We start from the raw sequence: 21,358 nt of genomic DNA on the forward strand, positions 1-21,358 counted from the left end.
CGCACATCCACAGCTTACACCACGATCCCAAAGGGGGAAAAATGGCACCCCCTTCCCGTTTCATGTGGAATTTCAATCAGCTAAATTTCAAGTGGCGGCAGCAAAATACTTAACCACCCGGACTCGGCCATTTCCCGCCGGTTTGCGTCCACCACCTCCCGCCCGCGCTTAAAGCCAACACATGGAAGCCGTTCAACGCACTCCCTCAACCGCTTGCATACAAACGACCATACCAGACACCGCGTGGCGCCACACTCAACTATCCCCAACCAAAACTCAACCTAAGCGTGTTTTTCATAAGACCTGCCCGCCAACCTCACATCCGTTAACAAATATGGCAGAAAGAAGACCCAAGCTCTGCCCGCGCGTCGCTCCCGAACCACAACCCATAGAGTCCGCATCAACACCGCACCGAGAATCCCCTTCAAACACGGAAGCTTATCCAAAAACCGCCGCGAACCGGCTCCCAAAACTACGAAAACCCTTAATTTTAAGAAAATATGGCAAAAAAGTGATTGGCTTACGTACCCGTCACATTTATAGTCACAACAAATCAAACAAGGGCCTAAGCCCGAACAACCTAGAGCGGTAGAATACATGAGTAGTTATAGTTATGCCGTCCGCGGTACGGACGGAGTTGTTGTACGTGGTCAAACGGCAGAAGCTGCCAGTGGCGTCATCGCAACCCAGCAGGCTTCGCAAGTCTCCCTGAATCTCACCCCCGCAGAGGTGGCCGGTTATGTAAATGACGGCGGCGATCTGGTGATTCACCTGGTGAGCGGCGAAACCATCACCCTTGAAAACTACTTCTCCGGCGACGAGCGTGAACTGCTCCTGTCCAAAGACGGCCAGCTTCAGGTGGTCGAGCTCGGAGACCCGATCAACGATCAGTATTTTGCCCAATATGAGTCGGTATCCATGACCGACAAATGGAGCGAGTATGATCAACTCGCCTTCCTCGATCTGGAGCGGGTTGAGCCTGTTGTGGCCCCGCTGGTGGCGCCCGTCGCAGGCCTGGTGCCTGGCCTTCTTGGCTTGGGCGGCGCAGCCGCAGTGGCCTCGACCCTTGGCGGCGGCGACGGCGAAGACACGGTAGATGGTGGCGAAGGTGACGATGGCACCGGCGACGACGACAACGGCGGCGACGAAGAGCCCAATGACGACGACACCACCGGCGGAGACGATGGTGGCGGCGATGGTGGTGACGGCGGCGGCGGTGATGACGACGACGACGACGGAGACGATGGGGATGACACCATCATTCCAACCGTAGACGACGCCGATGTGCCTCGCCTTGTGGGTGGCACCGGCGACGACAGCGTGACCATCACCGGCACCGGGGAACCCGGCTCGACCGTGACCGTGACCATTGGCGACGAAACCGGCACAGGCACCGTGGGCGACGACGGCACCTACGAGGTGATCTTTGTGCCCGGCGATTTGCCTGATGATGGCGACTATGACGTCGAAGTGACTGTCGAAGGCCCGGATGGCACCGTCTACGATCTGGACGGCCCCTCTGTTGACATCGACACCACTCCGCCGGACGTCTCGATCATGGACGGCACCGTGTCCACCGGCGACATTGTCAACGAGGATGATCACACCACCGGCCACGTCATCAGCGGCACAGGTGAACCCGGCGCAGCGCTGACCGTGGAAATCGACGGCGTGACCCAGAGCACCACTGTGCAGGGTGACGGCTCCTGGTCTGTGACCTTTGACTCATCCTCGCTCTCCACCGGCGAGTACACCACCGGCATCACCATCACCTCCACCGACGAGCGCGGCAACGTCACCACCGTGACCGACACGCTCGAAGTGGACACCATTGCCCCCGGCGTCGCTATGGGTATCGTGGAAGGTGACAACATCATCAACGCCGTGGAAGCCTCTGATGGCGTTGTACTTTCCGGCACCGGTGAGCCTGGCTCTTCGCTCTCGATCCTGTTCGAAGGTGTGACCCAGACCGTGACCGTCGCAAATGACGGCACCTGGTCGTCGGCCTTTGATGCCTCTGCGATTGGCACCGGCACCTACGACACCACCGTGTCCATCACCGCCACCGATCTGGCTGGCAACAGCCACACCGAGACTTTCACGGTGCACATCGACACCGACGGCCTTGCGACCATCACCTCCCCGATTGCGGGCGATGATATTGTCAACGCTGCCGAGGCCGCTGCGGGCGTGACCCTCACCGGCACCGCCGAGCCCGGCTCTTCTGTTGCTGTGACCGTCGAAGGCGTGACCCACACCGTGACCGCCGCTGGCGACGGCAGCTGGTCGGCCACCTTTGCCGCCGGTGAAATCCCACAGGGCACCTACGACACCACCGTGTCCGTGACCGCAACCGATCTCGCGGGCAACGTGACCACCACGTCTGACAGCTTCCGCGTGGACACCGAAATCTCGGCGGCCATGAATCCGAGTCAGCTGGGTGGCGACAACACCGCCAACGCCACCGAAGTGGCCGGTGGTTTCACCCTGACCGGCACTGCAGAGCCTGGATCTTCCGTAGCCGTGACCATGGAAGGCGTGACCCACACCGTGACCACTGCGGCCAACGGCACCTGGGCGGCGACCTTCGCAGGCGGTGAAATCCCGCAAGGCACCTACAACAGCACTGTGTCCATCACCGCCACCGACGCGGCAGGCAACAGCGCCACCACCACCGGTACTGTGGCTGTGGACACCGAACTGTCCGCAGGCATCAACACCGGCCAGGCGGGCGGCGACGACATCGCCAACGCCGCGGAAGTGGCCGGTGGCCTGAGCCTCACCGGCACCGCCGACGCGGGCAGCAACGTGGTTGTGCAAATCGCCGGTGCCTCCCGCACCGTCACCGCCGCCGCAAACGGCACCTGGGTGGCCAACTTCACCGCTGCGGAAATCCCGCAAGGCGAATACGACGCACCGGTGAATGTGACCGCAACCGATGCTGCGGGCAACACGGCGACCGCCAGTTCCACCATCCATGTAGACACCACCACCTCGATTGACGTGGACCTGTCCTCTGGCGTCTTCCGGTCTCCGGTCAACGCCGCACAAATGCAGGGCGGCGTGGTTCTGGAAGGCACCACCGAGCCTAACTCCTCGGTGGTTGTCACTGTGGACGGCGTGGTGCGCAGCACCACCTCGGATGCCTCCGGCAACTGGTTTGTCACTTACGAAAACGGCTCCCTGCCGGAAGGCACCTACACCGCAAACGCCACCCTCTCGGTGACCGATGCGGCGGGCAACACCGCTACCGCCTCCGCCGGCTTCCAGGTCGACACCGAAATCACCAACCCTGTTGTGCAATCCGTGACCTTCGCGGATGACGATGTGACCTCTCTGTCGCTCAGCACCGAAAATCAGGACTATGAAATCCACGCCCTGAACCAGGACGGCTCCACCGCCGAACTGGCCACTACCGAAGTGGCTCTGGGCGCAGATGAATCCCTGTTTGTGCTGAACCCGAAAGCCTCCGATGGCACTCACCTGGTGATTGCCTCCACGGATGACGCGGGCAACCAGTCCGACACGCTGCTGGTGCTGGACGACAACGTCACCAACGCGGGCACGCTGGATCACGCCGCCGCAGGCAACTTCAACATCGAAGGCATCGAGTTGGACTACGCGTCTGACGCAAACCTGACCCTAACAGAGGCGCAGATCAAAGAGCTGTCTGACACATCCGACACGCTCACGATCCACGGCGGCTCCGATGACCAGATCACGGTCACCGACGCGACCAAAACCAACCAGACCGTGGACATCGAAGGCGAAGCCTATGACGTCTACACCGTTGGCAATGACGGCGTGACCCTGATCGTCGACCAAGACATCAACGTCATCATCTGATGATGCTTTGGGGCGGCCACGGGCCGCCCCTCGCAAATCCAAAGCTCCGGAATATCGCTGCCACCATGTCCCGCCGCCATCTCACCACCTGCTTGCCCCTCCTCCTGGGAGCCACGCTTCTGAGTGGCTGCATGGCCAATATGAGCGAGCACCTGCCGGACATGAGCAAGCCCATGGGCCTGCTGAAAGCCAAACCCGAAGGCGCCGCCGAAGTCAGCAAACGCACCAGCTTTGAGCAGGACGCGGACGCCAAAACCCAAAGCGAAATTCTCAATACGCTTCTGGCTCGCCGCTCCGTCATACCTAACGACAGCGCCATGGGCCATGTCGCCGACGTGGCGCTGACCTCCTCGCGCCGCTCCGCCGAGGCCCAACTGCAAACCGCCAAACTGCGCGCCCAGGCGGAAAACAAAAACTGGCTCCCAACCCTCAGCCCCGAAATCTCGCTCAACACCCTCAGCGACGTGATCGCCGGTCTGGTGTTTGAACAGGTGCTGTTTGACCACGGCCGTAAAAAGGCGGAGCGTGAATATGCCGCCGCCGATGTCGAAGTCGCGGCTGTCACCCTCTCCGAAGATCTGAACGAGCGCACCTACACCGCTTTGGCGCTCTATATCAAAGGCTTGCGCGGCCAGGAGAAAGCCCAGGTCGGCAACAAGGGCCTCGCCCAGTTGCACCACTTTGAGCGCATTGTGCAGGGCCGTGTGGACGGTGGTGTCTCCAACAAAGGCGACCTGCGCATGGTGCGCACTAAGATCCAGACGCTGGAAACCAAAAGCGAAACCGCCTCTGAAAGCGCGGGCACCGCTCTGGCCGAACTCAAGGCCATGACCGGCACCGCCTTCACGCTGAAGCCGGTCTCCGCCCTCTCCGCCCAGTCTTATCCGGCGGTCGAACCGCTTGAGGTGCTGCGCGCCCGCGCCGAAGCCGAACGCTCCGTCGCCCAAGCCACTGTGGAACGCGCCGCGCAATTGCCCGGCCTCAAGGCGTCCGCCCGCACCACCAACCGCGGCAACAGCGCGGGCCTGAACCTTTCCAACGACGTTGGCCTGGGCCTTGGCACCGGCGACCGTTTGAAGGCCATTGAGGCCTCCAAGGACATCGCCGCCCGCCAGGTGGATGAAGCCCGCGAGGACGGCGCGCGCGACCGCAAACGTCTGGAAAGCAACATCCAAAGCCTCGAACGCCAAGAACGCGAGGCCAATCAACTCGCCCGTGAAGGCCGTGACACCTACAAACTGTTTGAAGCCCAGTTCCGCGCTGGCCAACGCTCCGTGCTCGAAGTGGTCGATGTTTACGAACAATCCGTGCTGCGTTCCCTTGACGGCGTCGACGCCAAATACGACAAGCTGCTGGCGCAACTAGAGCTCGCCCGCGATCTGGGCTTGCTGGCAGACGGAGACGCAATTTGAGCGACGGGACACCCAAAGGCAAAGCACCGGTGGTGCTCTCGATTGCGGCCGTGAAATCCACCAAAGCCGCCAACAAAGCCCCCGCGCCTGCCCAAACGCCCGCCCCCACGCAAGTGGCTCAAATCACACCCAAAACCGTCGCGGCACCGGCGCCTGCCAAACCTGCGGCAGCGCCTGCACCGTCAGATGCCATCCACGATCTGGTTGAGGCCACCGCCACCCGTATCCAACACCGTGCCACGCTGATCTCCACACTCGCCTCGCTCAACGGCGTCGACGTGCCGGTCACCGATGTCGCCGAACACATGTGGACCAACGCGCCCGGTGACGTCTCTGTCAAAGCGCTTTCCGGCGCCTTGGCCCACGCCGGTGTGGAACCCAAAATTCATCACAAGATGAAGGTTACCGCCGCCGCTTGGCCTGCCGTGGCGATGATGAACAACGGGCAGGCCATTCTGGTCCTGTCTCAGGACGAAGACACGCTCTACGTCTATGACGACAGCTGCGCCGACAACCGAGCCGAAGTGCCTGTAACCGAGTTTGAACCGTTCTTCTCAGGCACAGCCCTGCGCGCCAAAGTCTCTCTGCGCCAATTGGCCGAGCGCCACGTGCCGCAGATCGCGGACGGCATGTCCGGCCACTGGTTCTGGGGTGAGTTCACCAAATACCGCCGCCACATGGGCGAGATCATGCTGGGCTCGCTGGTTGCCAACCTATTGGCCGTCGCCGTCGCGCTCTTCTCACTGCAAGTCTATGACCGCGTGATCCCGCACCAGTCGCAAGCCACGCTCTGGGTGCTGGCCGTCGGTGCGATCTTCGCCATTGGGCTCGAAGGTCTGCTGAAACTTGCCCGCGCCAAGATGAGCGACGCCGCTGGCCGCCGCATGGAACTTTCCATCCAGCACCGCCTGATGAAACGCCTGCTTGGGATGCGCTCGGACCGCCGGCCCCTACCCCCATCCGGCCTATTTGCCGCGATGCGCGACTTCGGCGCTGTGCGGGACTTCTTCACCTCCACCACCATCTCGGTGCTGGCGGACATGCCCTTTATCTTCATTTTCCTCGCGCTGGTGGCCTCGATTGCAGGCAACCTCGTCTGGGTGCTGATGCTCGGCGGCGTGCTTATGGTCCTTCCCGCCTACGTCTTGCAAAAACGCATGATTAACCTCTCACGCGAAACCCAAGGCGCCTCGGCCAAAGTGGGTCGCCTCCTGCAAGAGGTCATCACTGAGCTCGACACCGTAAAAACCCAGCGCGGCGAAGACCGCGTGCTGCGCCTGTGGGACGAACTCAACGCCGTTTCCAGCCATTCTTCCGCCGAACAGCGCCGCCTCAGCTCCGCCCTGACCTACTGGTCCCAAGGCGTGCAGCAGATGACCTACATCGCCACCGTGGTGATCGGCACCTATCTGGTGTTTGCGGGCGAATTCACCGTCGGCACCATCATCGCTTGCGGCATCCTCACCTCGCGCACGCTGGCGCCACTGACCCAATTTGCCGGCACTTTGGCGCGCTGGTCCAACGTCAAAGGCGCGCTGGAAAGCCTTGATGCCATTGCCCTTTCTGAGCAAGAGAAAGACGGCGAACGCAAATACCTGCGCCGCGAGAAACTCGAAGGCCAGTTCGAGCTGCGCGAGCTGTCCTTTGCCTATGACGAAGACAGCGGCGCCTCCCTTGATGTGCCCGGCGTGGTCATCAAACCGGGCCAACGTGTCACCATCCTGGGTGCCAACGGCTCCGGAAAATCCACGCTGCTGAAACTCATGGCCGGTCTCTACGGCCCCACCAAAGGACGCGTGCTTCTGGACGGCACCGACATGGGCCAAATCGACCAACGCGACCTACGCCGCAACATCGGCTACCTCAGCCAGGACGTACGCCTGTTTGCGGGCTCTCTGCGTGACAACCTCAACCTGACACAGCTTGAACGCGACGACGACCGCCTGATGGCGGCGCTCGATTTTGCCGGCCTTGGCCCCTTCCTGCGCAATCATCCGCAGGGGTTGGATCTGCAAATTCGCGACGGCGGCGAAGGCCTGTCGATCGGCCAGCGCCAATCCATCGGCTGGGCCCGCCTCTGGCTGCAAAACCCGAGCATCGTGCTGCTGGATGAACCCACCGCCGCACTCGACCAAACCCTGGAACGCACGCTGGTCAGCCGCCTGTCGACTTGGCTGGAAGGCCGCACCGCCCTTATCGCCACCCACCGCACGCCGATCCTTGCGCTCTCCACCCGCACACTGATCCTTCAAAACGGCCGCCTCGTGGTGGATGGCCCACGGGAACAAGTTCTTGCCCACCTCGCCGAAGGGTCAGCAAGATGACGGCCTCCGAATTCGACAACGAAACCGGCCTCGACGAGCAACTCAAAGCCTCCCGCCTCACCATCCGCCTGATTGCCGCCGCAGTCGGGCTGTTTGTCATCTGGTCCGCCTTTGCCTGGGTCGACGAAATTGTGCGCGCCGACGGTCAGGTCGTGTCCTCCTCGCGCTCCCAATCCGTGCAAAACCTCGAAGGCGGCATCCTCGCCGACCTCGCTGTCAAACAAGGCGACCTGGTCGAAGCCGGTCAGGTGCTTGCCACCCTGAGCGACACCCGCTTCCGCTCTGCCTTTGATGACCTACAAGACCAGATCGATGCGCTGGAACTGCGCCGCCTACGCCTTGAGGCCGAGATCGACGGCCAATTCACCTTCGACGTGCCCGAAGACCTTGCCAAACGCGCCCCCCGCATTCTGGCCTCTGAGAAAGCCCTGATCGAAGCCCGCCAGACCGACATAGACAGCCGCCGCGAAGGCGCCTTTACGCAGCTTGAACAAGCTCAGGAAGAACTCTCCAACATGGAGCGTCTCTACAAGAAAGAGTTTGTCGCCCTCTTGGAGGTCAACAAAGCCCGCGAGAAAGCCTCCGAGGCCGAAATCCGCTACATGGACATTCTCACCCAGGCCGAGCTGGCGCTGGCGGAAGAATACTCCGAAACCCTCAAAGAGATCACCTCGCTCAAGCAGGAAATGCGCCTCGCGCAGGACCAGCTCTCCCGTACCGTGATCACCGCACCCATGCGCGGCATCGTCAACAACCTCGCCGTAACCACCATCGGCGGCGTTGTGCGCCCCGGTGAAGAAATCTTTGAAATCATCCCCTTGGGCGAAGAGCTGTTTGTCGAGGCGCAGGTTCGCCCGGAAAACATCGCCAACGTCGAGCCGGGCCAGGACGCCTCTATCAAGCTCACCGCCTACGACTACACCATTTATGGCTCGCTCAAAGGCAAGGTGGATTTCATCTCCGCTGACACCTTTGAAGACGAACGCGATCCCTCTGCGCCGCCCTACTACAAGGTCACCGTGAACGTGAACGCCGACGCGCTGACCGAGCGTCAAAAAGCCATCGAAATCCGCCCCGGCATGCGCGCAACCGTGGAACTGCACACCGGCTCCAAAACCGTCCTGCGCTACCTGATGAAGCCACTCTACAAGAGCAAAGAAGCCTTCCGCGAGCCTTAGGCGCAACCTCCGCGCGATCAAACTGTTGCGCAACCTGACCGCAACGTCGAAGGTGCCCCTATGACACCAGAAACCGCGTTTTCCTTTTCTGACCTCAGCGTCTCGGCACAACGCCACATTCGGGTGTTCCAGATCCACCAGTTTCTGGACCGTTTTGCCATGGGGCTCACGGTGGCCGTGGTCGCGCTGGCCCTCACCGATCGCGGCATGGATCTCTTCCAAATCTCGCTGCTTTTCGGGGTCTATTCCCTGACAACCATGACGATGGAACTGCCCTTCGGCGGCTTGGCCGACAGCATCGGGCGCAAGCCGGTCTTCCTCACAGCCGTCATCGCCAGCCTGATCTCCCTTGCGCTGTTTCTCTCCAGCAGCAATCTCTATGTGCTGGCCTTTTCCTTTGCTTTCATTGGCTTTGGCCGCGCCCTGCGATCCGGCACCCTGGACGCGTGGTTCGTCGAGACCTTCAAAACCACCGCCTCCAACATCGACGTGCAACCCGCGCTCGCCAAAGCGCAATCCGCCAATGCCATCGGCTTGGCGATAGGCGCCATTCTCGGCGGACTGCTCCCCGATATCTTCGGCCCGGTCGCGCAAACCCTTGGGTTCAGCCCCTATGACACCTCCTACGCCGCCAGCTTTTTCGTAATGCTCGGCGTATTTGCCTTCACCAAACGCGCCATCATCGAAGCTCCCCGCCCCAAGAGCCAAGGCACCCTCAAACAAGGCTTTGCCAAGGTGCCGCTGGTGGTTAAAGACGCCGGCCTACTGGCCCTCAAACACCCCACACTCTCCATGCTATTGGCCGCACTGGCGGTCTTCCTCATGGCCACCAACCCGGTTGAAGTGCTCTGGCCCACTTTCGCCAAGCCTATGCTGGACGACACTTACGCCAACACCGCCATCGGCGCCCTGACCGCCACCTATTTCTTCGCCATCGCTTTTGGCGCCGCTCTCTCTCCGCACGTCAGCAAACTCTTCAAACGCCACCACGCCAAAACGCTTGCAGCGGCCTTCACTTGCCTCGCCGCCGTTCAAATCGCCCTTGCCCATCAAGGCACCATCCTCGCCTTTGCGGCGGTCTTCATCCTGTTTTCTATCTGTCTCGGCATCTGCGAAACCCCGGCCAGCAGCATCCTGCATCGCTGCGTCGCGGACCATCAGCGCTCCACCTTGCTGTCCCTGCGCTCCCTGATCCAACAACTCGGCGCAGCGTTGGGCCTGCTCCTTGTCGGGTCCGTCGCAGAGCTCTACTCCCTCTCCATAGCATGGAGCCTCGGCGCAGTGTTTCTGCTTCTGGCTGCGGCGCTATGTTTGGTCTTGGTGAAACGCCTGAAGTCTGAAGGTCCGTAAAATCGCCGACACAGACCGCCCTTCAATCGTGCCGTCGACTAACCGTTTTTGCCCACGACTCCACATTTGTTTGAGGCGCAAACCATTGATAGTTGAGTAAAAATTTCACCACCAAACATGCATGTCGAAAGAACCTTTTAACCGCTCCCCCCTTACTGCTCCCCCACTACGTACAGTTGCTCAGGGGGCATTTAGGGTGAAAGTTTCACAGTTACTCAACGCAAAAAAAACCAACAAGGTTGAAGGCATTCGACCGCAATCAACGCTCCGGCAAGCGGCCCACACATTGCTGGAGCTCAGGCTTGGCGCCTTGGTGGTGACCGACGAAACCAATACTATGGTCGGCATAATCTCCGAACGGGATCTCCTCCCTGTGGTGGCAAGTGGCGATCCCAAAGCCGCCGAGGCATTGGTGTCGGACGTGATGACCTCTTCGGTGATATCTTGCGGTCCGGACGACGAAATTTCCTACCTGCTACACCTGATGAATGAAAACGCCATCCGGCATATGCCTGTGCTTGAAGACGGCAAACTCATTGGCATTTTGAGCATTCGCGAGCTGACCAAAGCCTATGAACTCCTCCAGATCGAGGCAAACACCGACCCGCTGACCCAGGTTTCAAACCGACGCCCGTTTTTAAAAACCCTGGAAACGCAATTTGACAGCGCTCGGCAAGACGGCACACCCATGTCGGTCGCAATGCTCGATGTGGATCACTTCAAACGCATCAACGACACCTATGGCCACGACGCCGGCGACAAGACCCTGCAACAGCTGTCCCGGATGCTGATACGCGAGTTCCGCTCCATCGACCTTGTTGGCAGGCTCGGTGGCGAAGAGTTTGCGCTGGTCTTTCCAGAAACCGACTTGCTCGGCGCCTATGCCGCCTGTGAGCGGCTACGGGCGACAATCCAATCCAGCGAAATTGTCGCGGACACAAACAAGATCCGCCTAACGGTCAGCATCGGGCTCACCGAGATCTGCGAACAGGCTAGTGATGCCGCGGCCCTCCTCAAGCGCGCGGACGAGTTGCTTTATGATGCCAAAAACTCTGGCCGGAACCAGGTGATGGTAGACGGCGGAGTCAGAATACCTTCCAAGACCAAAACCACGTCTGCAAGCGTAGAATAGACCCTCGGGCCTCAGATGAAGCGCAACTGAGGCCCAAAGACCTTTCGGTCGCACATAGGGCTTAGAGTCAAAGGCAAGCCCCCGCGCAAATCCTTGTTATTTTGTGCGCCTTACCGGCCTCTCAGGCCCTCGCCACATTCCCGCCGCACAATTTATCAGCACCGCCAGCGCCACCTCTCTTTTTCCCCGCAACTATGCCGTGACTTGTCCCGCGCCCTCCCGTACGTCTAAAGCACAGCAACAGGAGCCGCGTCCCATGGACTTCACTCATATCCTTACCTTCAACCTTGCACTGGCCGCCGCCATTGCCAGTCCCGGTCCGGCTTTCCTGATTTCCGTAAAAACCACCCTCACCGCGGGCCGTCGTGCTGGTCTCGCTGTGGGGGCCGGACTTGGCCTCATGGCTGCGCTCTGGACCCTTGCCGCCCTCATGGGCCTCGAAGTGATCTTCACCGCCTTCCCATGGGCTTACGTCGCCGTGAAAACCATCGGCGCGCTTTACCTGATGTATATTGCTTACGGCATGTGGAAAGGCGCACGTGATCCTTTGGCGCCAACCGATGTGAAACCGGCCCATCACGCTTTCTGGCAAGGGCTGATGATCAATCTGATGAACCCCAAATCGGTGTTGTTTGCCGCCGCCGTGCTGGTGGTGATCTTCCCGGCCAATATGACGCTCTCGGAAAAAGGCTTCATCTTCGCCAACCATCTGGTGATCGAGTTGATCTTCTACAGCCTACTGGCGTTTGGCATGAGCACCGCCACAGCCCGCGCCGCTTATCTGCGCGCTAAGACCTACCTCGACCGCATCGCCGCCGTGGTACTCTCTGCCCTCGGCCTGCGCCTTCTGTTTGGTCGGTAACTTATCGCAATGCTCAAGCCAATAATTGCAACTGTTTCAGTCTGCCTTGTTGCGGGCTGCAACCCCTCCTCATACAGCGCAAGTACGTCACCCGAGGAGGGCCTCACAGTCACTATGGAATTGACAACTTTGTTTGGTTTCCACAGCGATTGGCACAGATCAATTTCCATCTCCCACAAAGGCGAAGAGATCGAACAGGACCTCTTTGGTGACACAGGATGGTGGCGTGGTTCGCATCTTTATCGGCACATTTCAGGAACCTATGTTATTCACGAGGGGCAAATGGGCTGTTTTGGTTTCGAAACATCGCCCCTGACGTTCCAAACTACTGAAAGCATATCCTGCGAGAAACAACCTGAATTGCAAAACACAGCCCCCAACGCCTCACGGTTCTATCAGGACCTCACCTACCTTGGGGTATTCACCGAATATCCCCCGGAAGGTGCTGGCGCACGGCTTCCAATTTGTTCCTGCTGAAGCAACACCCGAAGCGGAATTGCCCGACATTCTGTGATCTCCGCAAAAAAATGGCGGCCCGAGGGCCGCCAGAGTTGGACAAGTAAGCCAGAGCAGGAGGCTTACCCACCCGCAATCATTTGCCGGAGCGTGTCCGCGCTCAACAGCGTCCCCACAGAGACATTCTTTCCGCCCATCGCCGCCTTGGCAGACACCACAGAGACCACCGCAGGGTTGTTGCCATTGGTCAGCGCCAGCACCGGCGCACCAGAGGCGCCAAAGTTCACTTCACAGCTCATCACCAGCGTTTCCTGCTGACGGGCCAACACGCGGCAGGGATATTCCAGGATCGGATCGGTGCGGTTGCTGATGGTGTAGCTCAACACCCCCAGCATATCGCCGCTGGAAAGGTTGGCGCCGTACCGCATGGGCAGCACAGAGTTCTTTGCAATTGGCGTGCCCAGCTTCAGCAGCGCAATGTCGCTGCCCACCTGAGCCTTGCCTTTGTGACGGTGAATGTAGTCCGGGTGCGCCGTGGCAACGGAAACCTTGCGCACCGCCTTGGCCTTGCCTTGCTTCAAACCGGCTTGAAACTCGATCTGATGCGGCTGGAGCTTTTTGCCAGAGCGCGGGTCATAGAGACAATGCGCAGCGGTGAGCACCAGATCCGGTGAGATCAACGCCCCCGTACACATGGCTTTGCCCTTGAGCATCAAGCGTCCCACCGCGGCCTCGCCCGGCAGCTTCCCTCTTACGTTTGCTTCAGCATGCAAAACGCCCGGAAGCAGCATCGCAAGTGTGGCTAGTAGTTTAATGGCCCGCATGGTGCCTCCCTCAAATCCTTGAAATCACTTGAACAAGCATCTGGGGCAGCATTCGGACCAAATCGGTGCCATTTGCGGTCTGTTTCTGGGGCGCGCGGTGTTCGACTTGGGGCCAAAACAAGGCAGTCGTTAAAATCCAACACGCCTCAATTTGCGTAAAAAGCGATGTATATATAAGGAGAGCCCGCAGCCATTGCGGTCGAGGACCTTGGCGCGCGTTCAGGCAGAACAATCTGTCTCTTGCGCCCGCCCTATTTTCGGCCCATTGCTGCGCTAGGATGCGCGACATGAGAGATAACCTGCATATGACGGATGAAACCTTTGCCCCAACGGCTGAGAACCAGCGCCGCTTCCGCGACGCTCTGGGCTGCTTTGCCACCGGTGTGACCGTTGTCACCGTCCCCACCGCGCAGGGGCCGCTTGGCATGACCGCCAATTCTTTCTCTTCCGTGTCGCTTGATCCGCCGCTGGTGCTCTGGTGCCCGGCCCGCAATTCTGAGCGTCACCCGTTCTTTGCCGGGGCCAGCCACTTTGCCATCCACATGCTGCGCGACGATCAGAGCGCTTTGGCCATGGACTTCGCCCGCAATGGCGATCCCTTCGCCACGCTGCAACATGGCACCAACGCCGATCACGTGCCTCTGCTGCCGGATTGTCTGGCCCGCTTTGAATGCCGCACCCATGCGGTGCACGATGGCGGCGACCATGACATCGTCGTGGGACAGGTAGAACGCCTCTGGATTGGCGAAGGCAAACCCTTGGTCTTTGCCCAATCCCACTTCGGCTGCTTTGACCCCAACGCCTAAGCCCTACAATTTCAGCGCCTTACACAGCCCCGCTCAAGGTAACGCAGGGTTGCGCCTTTCGCATGGCTTTTCCCCACTATTTTTGTTGTGAATCAAAGTGGGCCCTCCATATTGGGAGCATAACGCGCCAACAGATTACCCTTTTGAGCACTGGAGCCTCCCTTGGAACAGTCCGCCCCCCACGTGAACAGTTTTGACGCCATGCTGGCCGCCACCGCGCCGCTGGACCCGATTGCCACCGCCGTTGTGCACCCCTGTGACGCCGCCTCCCTGATCGGCGCGCTCGAAGCCCGCGACAAAACCCTGATCACCCCCATTCTGGTGGGGCCTGAAGACCGCATCAAAGCTGTCGCAGCCGAGGAAGGCCTCAACATCGACGGGTTGGAAATCGTCGACGCCAAACACAGCCACGCCAGCGCCCAGGCCGCCGTACGTCTCGTGCGCGAAGGCAAGGCCCAGGCCCTGATGAAAGGCGCGCTGCACACCGACGAGGTCATGAGCGCCGTGGTCGACAAGGTCACCGGCCTGCGCACCGAACGCCGCATGAGCCACGTGTTTGTGCTCGACGTGCCCACCTATCCCAAACCGCTGCTGATCACCGACGCCGCGATCAACATCTTCCCCGATCTGATGGTCAAAGCCGACATCGTGCAAAACAGCATCGAGCTGGCGCACGCGATTGGCGTGGATGAGCCGAAAGTGGCCATCCTCTCCGCACTGGAAACCATCTACCCCAAGATCCCCTCCACCGTAGAGGCCGCAGCACTTTGCAAGATGGCTGACCGTGGCCAGATCACCGGCGGCGTGCTAGACGGCCCCCTGGCCTTTGACAACGCCATTTCGCGCAAGGCTGCGGACGCCAAAGGCATCAATTCTCCTGTGCCGGGAGAGGCCGACATTCTCGTCGCCCCAGACCTTGAGGCCGGCAACATGATCGCCAAACAGCTGATGTACCTCGCCGGTGCCGACAGCGCGGGGCTTGTGCTGGGCGCGCGTGTGCCCATCATGCTGACCTCGCGCGCTGACGGCACGCTCAGCCGTCTGGTTTCCGCCGCACTGGCGCAGCTCATGGTGCACCACAACCTTGGTCGGGACCTGATGTGATGGCAGAGTCACAAGACGCCTTTCTGGTCCTGAACGCTGGATCTTCTTCAATCAAATACGCCGTCTATGGCGCTGATCTGAAACAGATATTACACGGTCAGGTCGACCGCATCGGGTTGGACCCACAATACCACGGCGGCGCCAAACACATCGACGTGCCGGTGGCGGACAACGCCACCCACGCCGAAATTCTCGACTGGCTTCTGACCCATATCGCAGGCCTCTCCGACAACCTGCGCATCATCGGCGCAGGGCACCGCGTGGTGCATGGCGGTCAAGACTTTGCCGCCCCCGCACGGGTCACCTCCGACGTCATCGCCAAGTTGCGCACCCTTGCCCCACTTGCCCCCGGTCACCAGCCGCACAACCTCGCCGGCATCGAGGCCGTCGCCCGCCGCTGGCCTGACATTCCGCAGGTCGCCTGCTTTGACACCGCCTTCCACCGCACCCAGCCGCGCATCGCACAGCTCTTCGCCATCCCGCGCAGTTTCTCTGACGACGGCGTCCTGCGTTACGGTTTCCATGGGTTGAGCTACCACTATATCTCCACCCAACTGCCGCACCACTTGGACAAACCCAATGGCAAAGTCATCGTGGCCCACCTCGGCAACGGTGCCTCCATGTGTGCGATGCAAAACATGAAGTCCGTCGCCACCACCATGGGGTACACCGCACTCGACGGTTTGGTCATGGGCCGCCGCTGCGGTGAACTCGACCCCGGTGTAATCTTCCACATGCTGCGCGATCGCGGCATGTCCGTGGCAGAGATCGAAGACACATTGGGCACTAAATCCGGTCTGTTGGGTGTCTCCGATATCAGCTCCGACATGCGCGACCTGCTCGCTTCTGACAGCCCGGCGGCCGCCGAGGCCGTGGACCTCTTTGTCTATCAGGCCTGCAAGAAAATCGGCGCCTTGGCCGCCTCCATGGGCGGCGTTGGCTCTCTGGTTTTCACTGGTGGCATCGGCGAAAACTCCGCCGCCATCCGCGCCCGCATCCTGCAAGGCTGTGCCTGGCTTGGCGCCGACCTCGACGACGCAGCCAACGCGGCGGGCACCGCCCGCATTACCACCGCAGACAGCCGCCTCGCCGCCTTTGTTATCCCCACCGACGAAGAAGGCATCATCGCCGGCGAAACCCAACGCTTGGTTGTCTGATAAACTCCGCCCGTCGCTCTCGCGGCGGGTGGCCTTTTCAGCACAACCCTAATGACTTCCCTCTCGAGAAATCCTAGCCTGCCCCCATGGAACTCTTTGAACGCTTTGTCACCCTCTGGGTTGTGATCGACCCCATCGGCACGATCCCCGTCTTCATCGCCGTGACCGCCACCATGACTGCGCAGGAGCGCCGCAAAACCGCACTCCTCGCCGCCGCTGTCTCCGCTGGCGTATTGCTCTTCTTCCTGATCTTCGGCCAACTGCTGATTGACGGCCTTGGCATCAGCCTGCTGTCCTTCCAAATCGCGGGCGGCATTGTCCTCTTCCTCTTTGCCCTCACCATGATCTTTGGCGAAAGCAAGCCGGAGAGCGACAAACACGCAGCCGACGCGGACGCTGAACTGGCCGAAAAACCCTCACCCGCTGTCTTCCCGCTCGCGGTACCGTCCTTGGCAAGTCCCGGCGCAATGTTGGCCATCGTGCTGCTGACGGACAACAACTATGTAGCCATCCCGGATCAAGCCGTCACCGCGGTGGTCATGTTGGCCGTGTTAGCCATTGCCTACCTCTGCATGCTGGCCGCTGGCCCCATCATTCGTGTGATCGGCAACTCCGGCGCCGCCATTGTCAGCCGCGTTATGGGCATGATCCTCGCGTCTGTGGCCGCAGACCTCGTGATCGGCGCGGCGCTTGAAATCAGTAAAACCGGATCACTCTAAGAATGGCGCAGGTGCGTTAACGTATCACCCCCCAAAAAACGCACCTCCGCAAAACAGCCGTAACACCAACAGAATACCGACGCGCCAAACGCCGGTATTCTCACCAGTTAACGCACCGCCCTAAAGGTCGATTTCAATCACCCCACCGGCCTCTTTTGCCCGGCTTTGGCAGAGGATCACAGCGCTCTCACGCTGCTTGTTGGACAGCACAAAATCGCGGTGCTCCACGTCACCAGAAATAAGCCCGCACTTGCAAACGCCACAAATCCCGTCGGCACATTTCACATCCACATGCACGCCGTTTTCCAGCAGCACGTCAGTGGCAATTTTATCCGCCGGAACAAGCAGTTCCCGCCCGTCCTTGAGTTTCAAAGTGAAGTCGAAATTCTCATATTCCGGCTGCTCCGGCACATTGAAATACTCCAAATGCCGCGCCTCTTCCGGGAAGCCCTGCCGCTCTGCAGCCTGCATCACACCGTCCATGAACCGATCCGGCCCACAGGTATAGACATGCCAACCCTCCTGATAGCCACCAAGGACCGCATCCAAATCCGCCCGCGTGCCTTTGTCGGAGAAGTGGAACACCACCTTGTCCGCCCAGGGCATCGCTTTGAGATCATTGATATATCCAGCCCCATCTTCGCGGCTTGCTGAATAATGCAACGCAAAATCCCGGCCCAGATCATGCAGGCGATGGGCAAAGGCAATCATCGGCGTAATGCCGATCCCGCCGCCCATCAGGAAGCTCTTTGTGGCGTCCTCAACCAGCTCAAAATGGTTGATGGGCTTAGACACAAAAACCTTGCGCCCTTCGCGAAAAATCCTGTGCAGGAAGGCACTTCCGCCCCGCCCCTCGTCTTCGCGCAACACACCGATCTGATACTTTGACCGATCTTTAGGATCTCCAGACATGCTGTACTGGCGCAAAAACTCCGGCGCGACCAACACATCCAAATGCCCGCCAGCCGTCCATTCCGGCAACGGCGTGCCGTCCAAAGTCTGGAATTCATACTTGGTCACATCCGCCGTCATCGGCTCCACATGCGAAATCTGCACCTGCAATACCGGCGCATCTTCTGCATCCGGAACCACGTAGCGGTCAACCACACTGTCATCACCCGAGGCCACGCGCGCTTTGTATTCATCAGCAGAAACCATTGATTCATAGGCTTGAATCCCCGCCTCCCGATCCATCGGGAACGGATAGGGCCACGGGTGCGGGGCCAGCGCCGCCGGATAGACCGCCAACGTCTGATCCTCATATTTCAGGTCCAGATCTTTCTGCAAATCCCGACGGTTGAGCGGGTGCTGCGTCGGCCGATAGGCCCCGTCTTCCTCCAGCTCAATGTCCCACCACCACTTCTTGGTGTCGTTCAAACCGCCATTGCCAACCGCGTCGTCCAATTTGGCCAAAGGTTTGGCTAGGCTCGGGAAATTGCTCGCCGCCCAGCGGAACGGCGCCTCGGCAAACAGCCCCTCTAGGTTCCAAGGGCAGGTCTTCATGCACCGCCCACACATCGATCCGCCCGGCGTGGAAATCCGATAGGTCGCACATTTCTGGCTGTCCGACTTCCAGATTTCATAGCCGTTGAACATCAGTTTCGGGCCAGCCGTGATCGCCCCAGACGGACATTCCCGCGCGCATTTGTTGCAGTTCTCACAGAAGTTTTGCAGTCCAAAATCAATGGGTTGGTCGTGATCCATCGGCATGTCCGTGGTCACCGCCCCAGACTTCAAGCGCGGCCCCAGATAAGGGTTCAGGATCACCTCGCCAATCCGGCTGACCTCGCCCAAACCGGACAGCAACAACAAAGGCGGCTGCAGCACTTCGCCGTCCATCACCGTATGCGCCTTGGCCTTGTAGCCCAAGTTCCGGATCTGCTGCGCAATCACCCCACCAAGGAGGGAAAACCGCAGATACGCCCGCATGGACTGCGCCACGCTGATCCAGTCATCGCCGCTGGCGCCCTCCATGGTCTCATAGCCCTGATCCACAATCATGCTGATCGCATTGTCGTGCACCGGATTGATCGGCGTGCCCGTCGCGTCATGGCTGTACCACGCCCACTCCGGACAGCGGCTCAAGCCCACCGCATCCACGCCAAGGAAGTAGGTCGCCGCTTTTAGGTTCGCCGCGTTACGCTCTGAATCCGTTGGTTTTTTGACCTCTGCGCTGGCGCCATCTTGCAGCAACACAAACGCTCCCAAGGCCCGCCGCTGCGCCATGCTTGGCGCGGCTTTACGCACGTAGTAACCGCCTTTGGCTGCATCCTGTAGCGATTTACCCATGTCGCCAAACTGCACCCGCGCAAACATATCCGCGCGTTTCGGCACCCGCGCCACATTGGCCTCATCGATGTAGGTCGTCGGCGTCTCCACCCGCTTCAGCCGCTCAAACGGCTGCGCGCCTTTCACGTAATCCCGATTGCGGAACGGGTCTTGGTTCATCGCCGATTTGGCAAAGCCTTTTCCCAGCCACCACGCCGGTCCCTGCGTCTTGAACCATGGCTGCTCTGCCATTGGCGCCAACGCGCCATCATGCGCCAGCTCCATGTCGGTGGTGATCACCGCCAAGCCATACCGCGTGCCCAACCACGGCGCCACCAAGGTGCCATCTTCGCAGGACACCAACCCAGCCGACAGCGCCACCTTGCCCAAATCCACGTCAGAGGACGTCGCCGTATGCGCCTTGGCGCCAAAGCCCAACAGTCTGATGTAATTGGCAATAACCACAGCCACCTCGGTGGCACGCAAACAGGCCCGATGGTCCTGCGCGTCCAAAATCCAGTCACTGCCCGGCTCACCCCGCTCCGGATCCCGGTGGTGTTCAATCAAAAACACCAGCGCGTGTTTGTGGCTTTCAATCGAGCTCGGCGGCATTTCCATGGAATCCTTGAGATCGGCCATAATCAGGTCGATCCCCGCCGCCAGAGACTTGATCTGCCGCGTGCGCAGCGCCTCGGCCAGCCGATCAATATCCGGATTGCGCCGCTGCACATCCAGCCGCGCGGCATCGGTCAGCGGCCCAACACCCACCATCGAGGCATCATTGAAATACCCGAATGATTTCAGATGGTTTGCGCGCTCCACAGGGTCACTCGGAATCTCCGACTGCACGCCATTGACCATCCCATCGCGCAGCGCATCCATCATCGCCTGGAATTCTCCCATGGCGTTCACGATGCTCTCGGGCTGCTCTGGGCGATGGAAGGTCAACACGGGGTCATCAGGCACATTGCGCCATGCAGCAGTGTCCTGCCGCTTTAGTCGTTCCAATGGGTACGGGCCCAGATGCACTGGCCGCGCCTTGTCGGAAAAAAACTTGATCCCCATAATCGTCCTTCGCGCTCGTCTGCCACGCCATCCCCGGCGCAACAGTTCTTAACAGGTTCAGTACGTCAGCTTTTTGTAACCATCAACGCCAGTTCGACCGGCGCGAGCCTCTCAATTGTGCCGCGGATGACGTCCCCGGCGACAACCGGCCCCACGCCAGACGGCGTGCCTGTCATCACCACGTCCCCGGGCCCTAGGTGATAGAATTTCGACAGATGCATCACAATCTCGGTTGGCGACCAAACCATGTCGCTCAACTTGCCAGACTGACGCGGTGCCCCGTTCACAGACAGCACAATTTCCTGATCGCCCAATGCGCCAAAATCTTCGGCTCGCGTCAGCTCGGCGAACACCGCTGACCCTTCAACATCTTTGCCCAACGACCACGGCCGCCGATGATCCTTGCCATCTTGCTGCCGATCCCGCCGCGTCATGTCCAAGGCACATCCATAGGCATACACCGCTGCCGCAGCCTCCGCCTCATCGGCCTCAAACACCTCGGCGCCTATGGCGAAAGCCAGTTCCATTTCGTGATGATAGTTGGATGTGCCCGCGGGATACGCCAGTTTCGCGCCGCTCAACACCGCATGGGCCACAGACTTGGTGAAATACCACGGTGCTTCGCGGTCCACTTGTCCGCCCATTTCAGCCGCGTGCGCCGCATAGTTGCGCCCGACACAAAAAATCCGCCGTACGGGATAACGCGCGGTTTCGCCCCTCACTGGAATGGCAAAAACCTCTGATGGGTCAAACAGGTAGCGCATAATCTTCCTCCACAGCCTCCCTGCCAAAGGCAGCAGGGATACGCTGTTTTAGCGCTATCAAACGCCAGAAGGAAGCTGCCTCACTAGGGTG

General features: G+C 60.2%; 15 protein-coding genes and 1 pseudogene. 12 read left to right on the plus strand and 4 right to left on the minus strand.

The features are described from left to right. The first annotated feature begins 597 nt into the window (after window positions 1–597). Window positions 598–3,846 carry an Ig-like domain-containing protein gene (locus tag SIB92_RS05915; protein ID WP_412554931.1) on the plus strand — a complete coding sequence of 1,083 codons (3,249 nt, stop codon included), beginning with the start codon at window positions 598–600 and terminating at the stop codon, window positions 3,844–3,846. Window positions 3,847–3,927: 81 nt separating this feature from the next. On the opposite strand, the pseudogene SIB92_RS05920 reads toward SIB92_RS05915, so the two are convergent. Next, window positions 3,928–4,008, minus strand: a pseudogene (locus tag SIB92_RS05920) (hypothetical protein); the annotation flags it as partial. Here SIB92_RS05920 and SIB92_RS05925 point away from each other — a divergent pair. From SIB92_RS05925 to SIB92_RS05955, 7 genes are all read left to right on the plus strand, one after another. Then, window positions 3,987–5,258, plus strand: a complete 1,272-nt coding sequence (locus SIB92_RS05925; protein WP_412554932.1) for a TolC family protein — start codon at window positions 3,987–3,989, stop codon at window positions 5,256–5,258. The pseudogene SIB92_RS05920 and the gene SIB92_RS05925 sit on opposite strands and share 22 nt — an antisense overlap. Beyond that, the gene (locus tag SIB92_RS05930) at window positions 5,255–7,582 is read left to right on the plus strand and encodes a type I secretion system permease/ATPase (RefSeq protein WP_412554933.1); all 2,328 of its coding nucleotides are present in this window, start codon (window positions 5,255–5,257) and stop codon (window positions 7,580–7,582) included. Before SIB92_RS05925 ends, SIB92_RS05930 begins: the two co-directional genes overlap by 4 nt. After that, complete coding sequence (locus SIB92_RS05935) at window positions 7,579–8,760, plus strand: HlyD family type I secretion periplasmic adaptor subunit (protein WP_412554934.1); 1,182 nt, start codon at window positions 7,579–7,581, stop codon at window positions 8,758–8,760. Before SIB92_RS05930 ends, SIB92_RS05935 begins: the two co-directional genes overlap by 4 nt. Before the next feature lie 60 nt (window positions 8,761–8,820). Beyond that, window positions 8,821–10,110, plus strand: a complete 1,290-nt coding sequence (locus tag SIB92_RS05940) for an MFS transporter (RefSeq protein WP_412554935.1) — start codon at window positions 8,821–8,823, stop codon at window positions 10,108–10,110. A gap of 121 nt (window positions 10,111–10,231) precedes the next feature. Further along, the gene (locus SIB92_RS05945) at window positions 10,232–11,242 is read left to right on the plus strand and encodes a diguanylate cyclase (protein WP_412554936.1); all 1,011 of its coding nucleotides are present in this window, start codon (window positions 10,232–10,234) and stop codon (window positions 11,240–11,242) included. Window positions 11,243–11,498: 256 nt separating this feature from the next. Further along, window positions 11,499–12,104: a LysE family translocator gene (locus SIB92_RS05950; RefSeq protein WP_412554937.1), complete on the plus strand. Its 606-nt coding sequence runs from the start codon at window positions 11,499–11,501 to the stop codon at window positions 12,102–12,104. Between the two features lie 114 nt (window positions 12,105–12,218). Then, the gene (locus SIB92_RS05955) at window positions 12,219–12,581 is read left to right on the plus strand and encodes a hypothetical protein (RefSeq protein ID WP_412554938.1); all 363 of its coding nucleotides are present in this window, start codon (window positions 12,219–12,221) and stop codon (window positions 12,579–12,581) included. A 101-nt stretch (window positions 12,582–12,682) separates the two neighbouring features. On the opposite strand, the gene SIB92_RS05960 is transcribed toward SIB92_RS05955, so the two are convergent. Beyond that, window positions 12,683–13,384 carry a trypsin-like serine peptidase gene (locus tag SIB92_RS05960; RefSeq protein WP_412554939.1) on the minus strand — a complete coding sequence of 234 codons (702 nt, stop codon included), beginning with the start codon at window positions 13,382–13,384 and terminating at the stop codon, window positions 12,683–12,685. A gap of 305 nt (window positions 13,385–13,689) precedes the next feature. Here SIB92_RS05960 and SIB92_RS05965 point away from each other — a divergent pair, with 305 nt between their 5' ends. The 4 genes from SIB92_RS05965 (at window position 13,690) to SIB92_RS05980 (ending at window position 17,170) form a co-directional block, all read left to right on the plus strand. Then, window positions 13,690–14,190 carry a flavin reductase family protein gene (locus SIB92_RS05965; protein WP_412555803.1) on the plus strand — a complete coding sequence of 167 codons (501 nt, stop codon included), beginning with the start codon at window positions 13,690–13,692 and terminating at the stop codon, window positions 14,188–14,190. A gap of 162 nt (window positions 14,191–14,352) precedes the next feature. After that, on the plus strand, window positions 14,353–15,294 hold the full coding sequence (locus SIB92_RS05970; protein WP_412554940.1) for a bifunctional enoyl-CoA hydratase/phosphate acetyltransferase: 942 nt from the start codon (window positions 14,353–14,355) through the stop codon (window positions 15,292–15,294). Then, window positions 15,294–16,451 carry an acetate/propionate family kinase gene (locus SIB92_RS05975; RefSeq protein ID WP_412554941.1) on the plus strand — a complete coding sequence of 386 codons (1,158 nt, stop codon included), beginning with the start codon at window positions 15,294–15,296 and terminating at the stop codon, window positions 16,449–16,451. Before SIB92_RS05970 ends, SIB92_RS05975 begins: the two co-directional genes overlap by 1 nt. Before the next feature lie 86 nt (window positions 16,452–16,537). Next, window positions 16,538–17,170 (plus strand): MarC family protein, encoded by a 633-nt coding sequence (locus tag SIB92_RS05980; protein ID WP_412554942.1) that lies wholly within the window; start codon window positions 16,538–16,540, stop codon window positions 17,168–17,170. A 120-nt stretch (window positions 17,171–17,290) separates the two neighbouring features. Here SIB92_RS05980 and SIB92_RS05985 read toward each other — a convergent pair whose 3' ends face one another. Beyond that, window positions 17,291–20,503 carry a 2Fe-2S iron-sulfur cluster-binding protein gene (locus SIB92_RS05985; RefSeq protein ID WP_412554943.1) on the minus strand — a complete coding sequence of 1,071 codons (3,213 nt, stop codon included), beginning with the start codon at window positions 20,501–20,503 and terminating at the stop codon, window positions 17,291–17,293. A 65-nt stretch (window positions 20,504–20,568) separates the two neighbouring features. Continuing rightward, entirely contained in the window at window positions 20,569–21,267 is a 699-nt protein-coding gene (locus SIB92_RS05990) for a fumarylacetoacetate hydrolase family protein (RefSeq protein WP_412554944.1), read from the minus strand. Between the last annotated feature and the right edge of the window lie 91 nt (window positions 21,268–21,358).

This window comes from Shimia sp. MIT1388 (assembly GCF_047124445.1).
Lineage (GTDB): Bacteria > Pseudomonadota > Alphaproteobacteria > Rhodobacterales > Rhodobacteraceae > Shimia.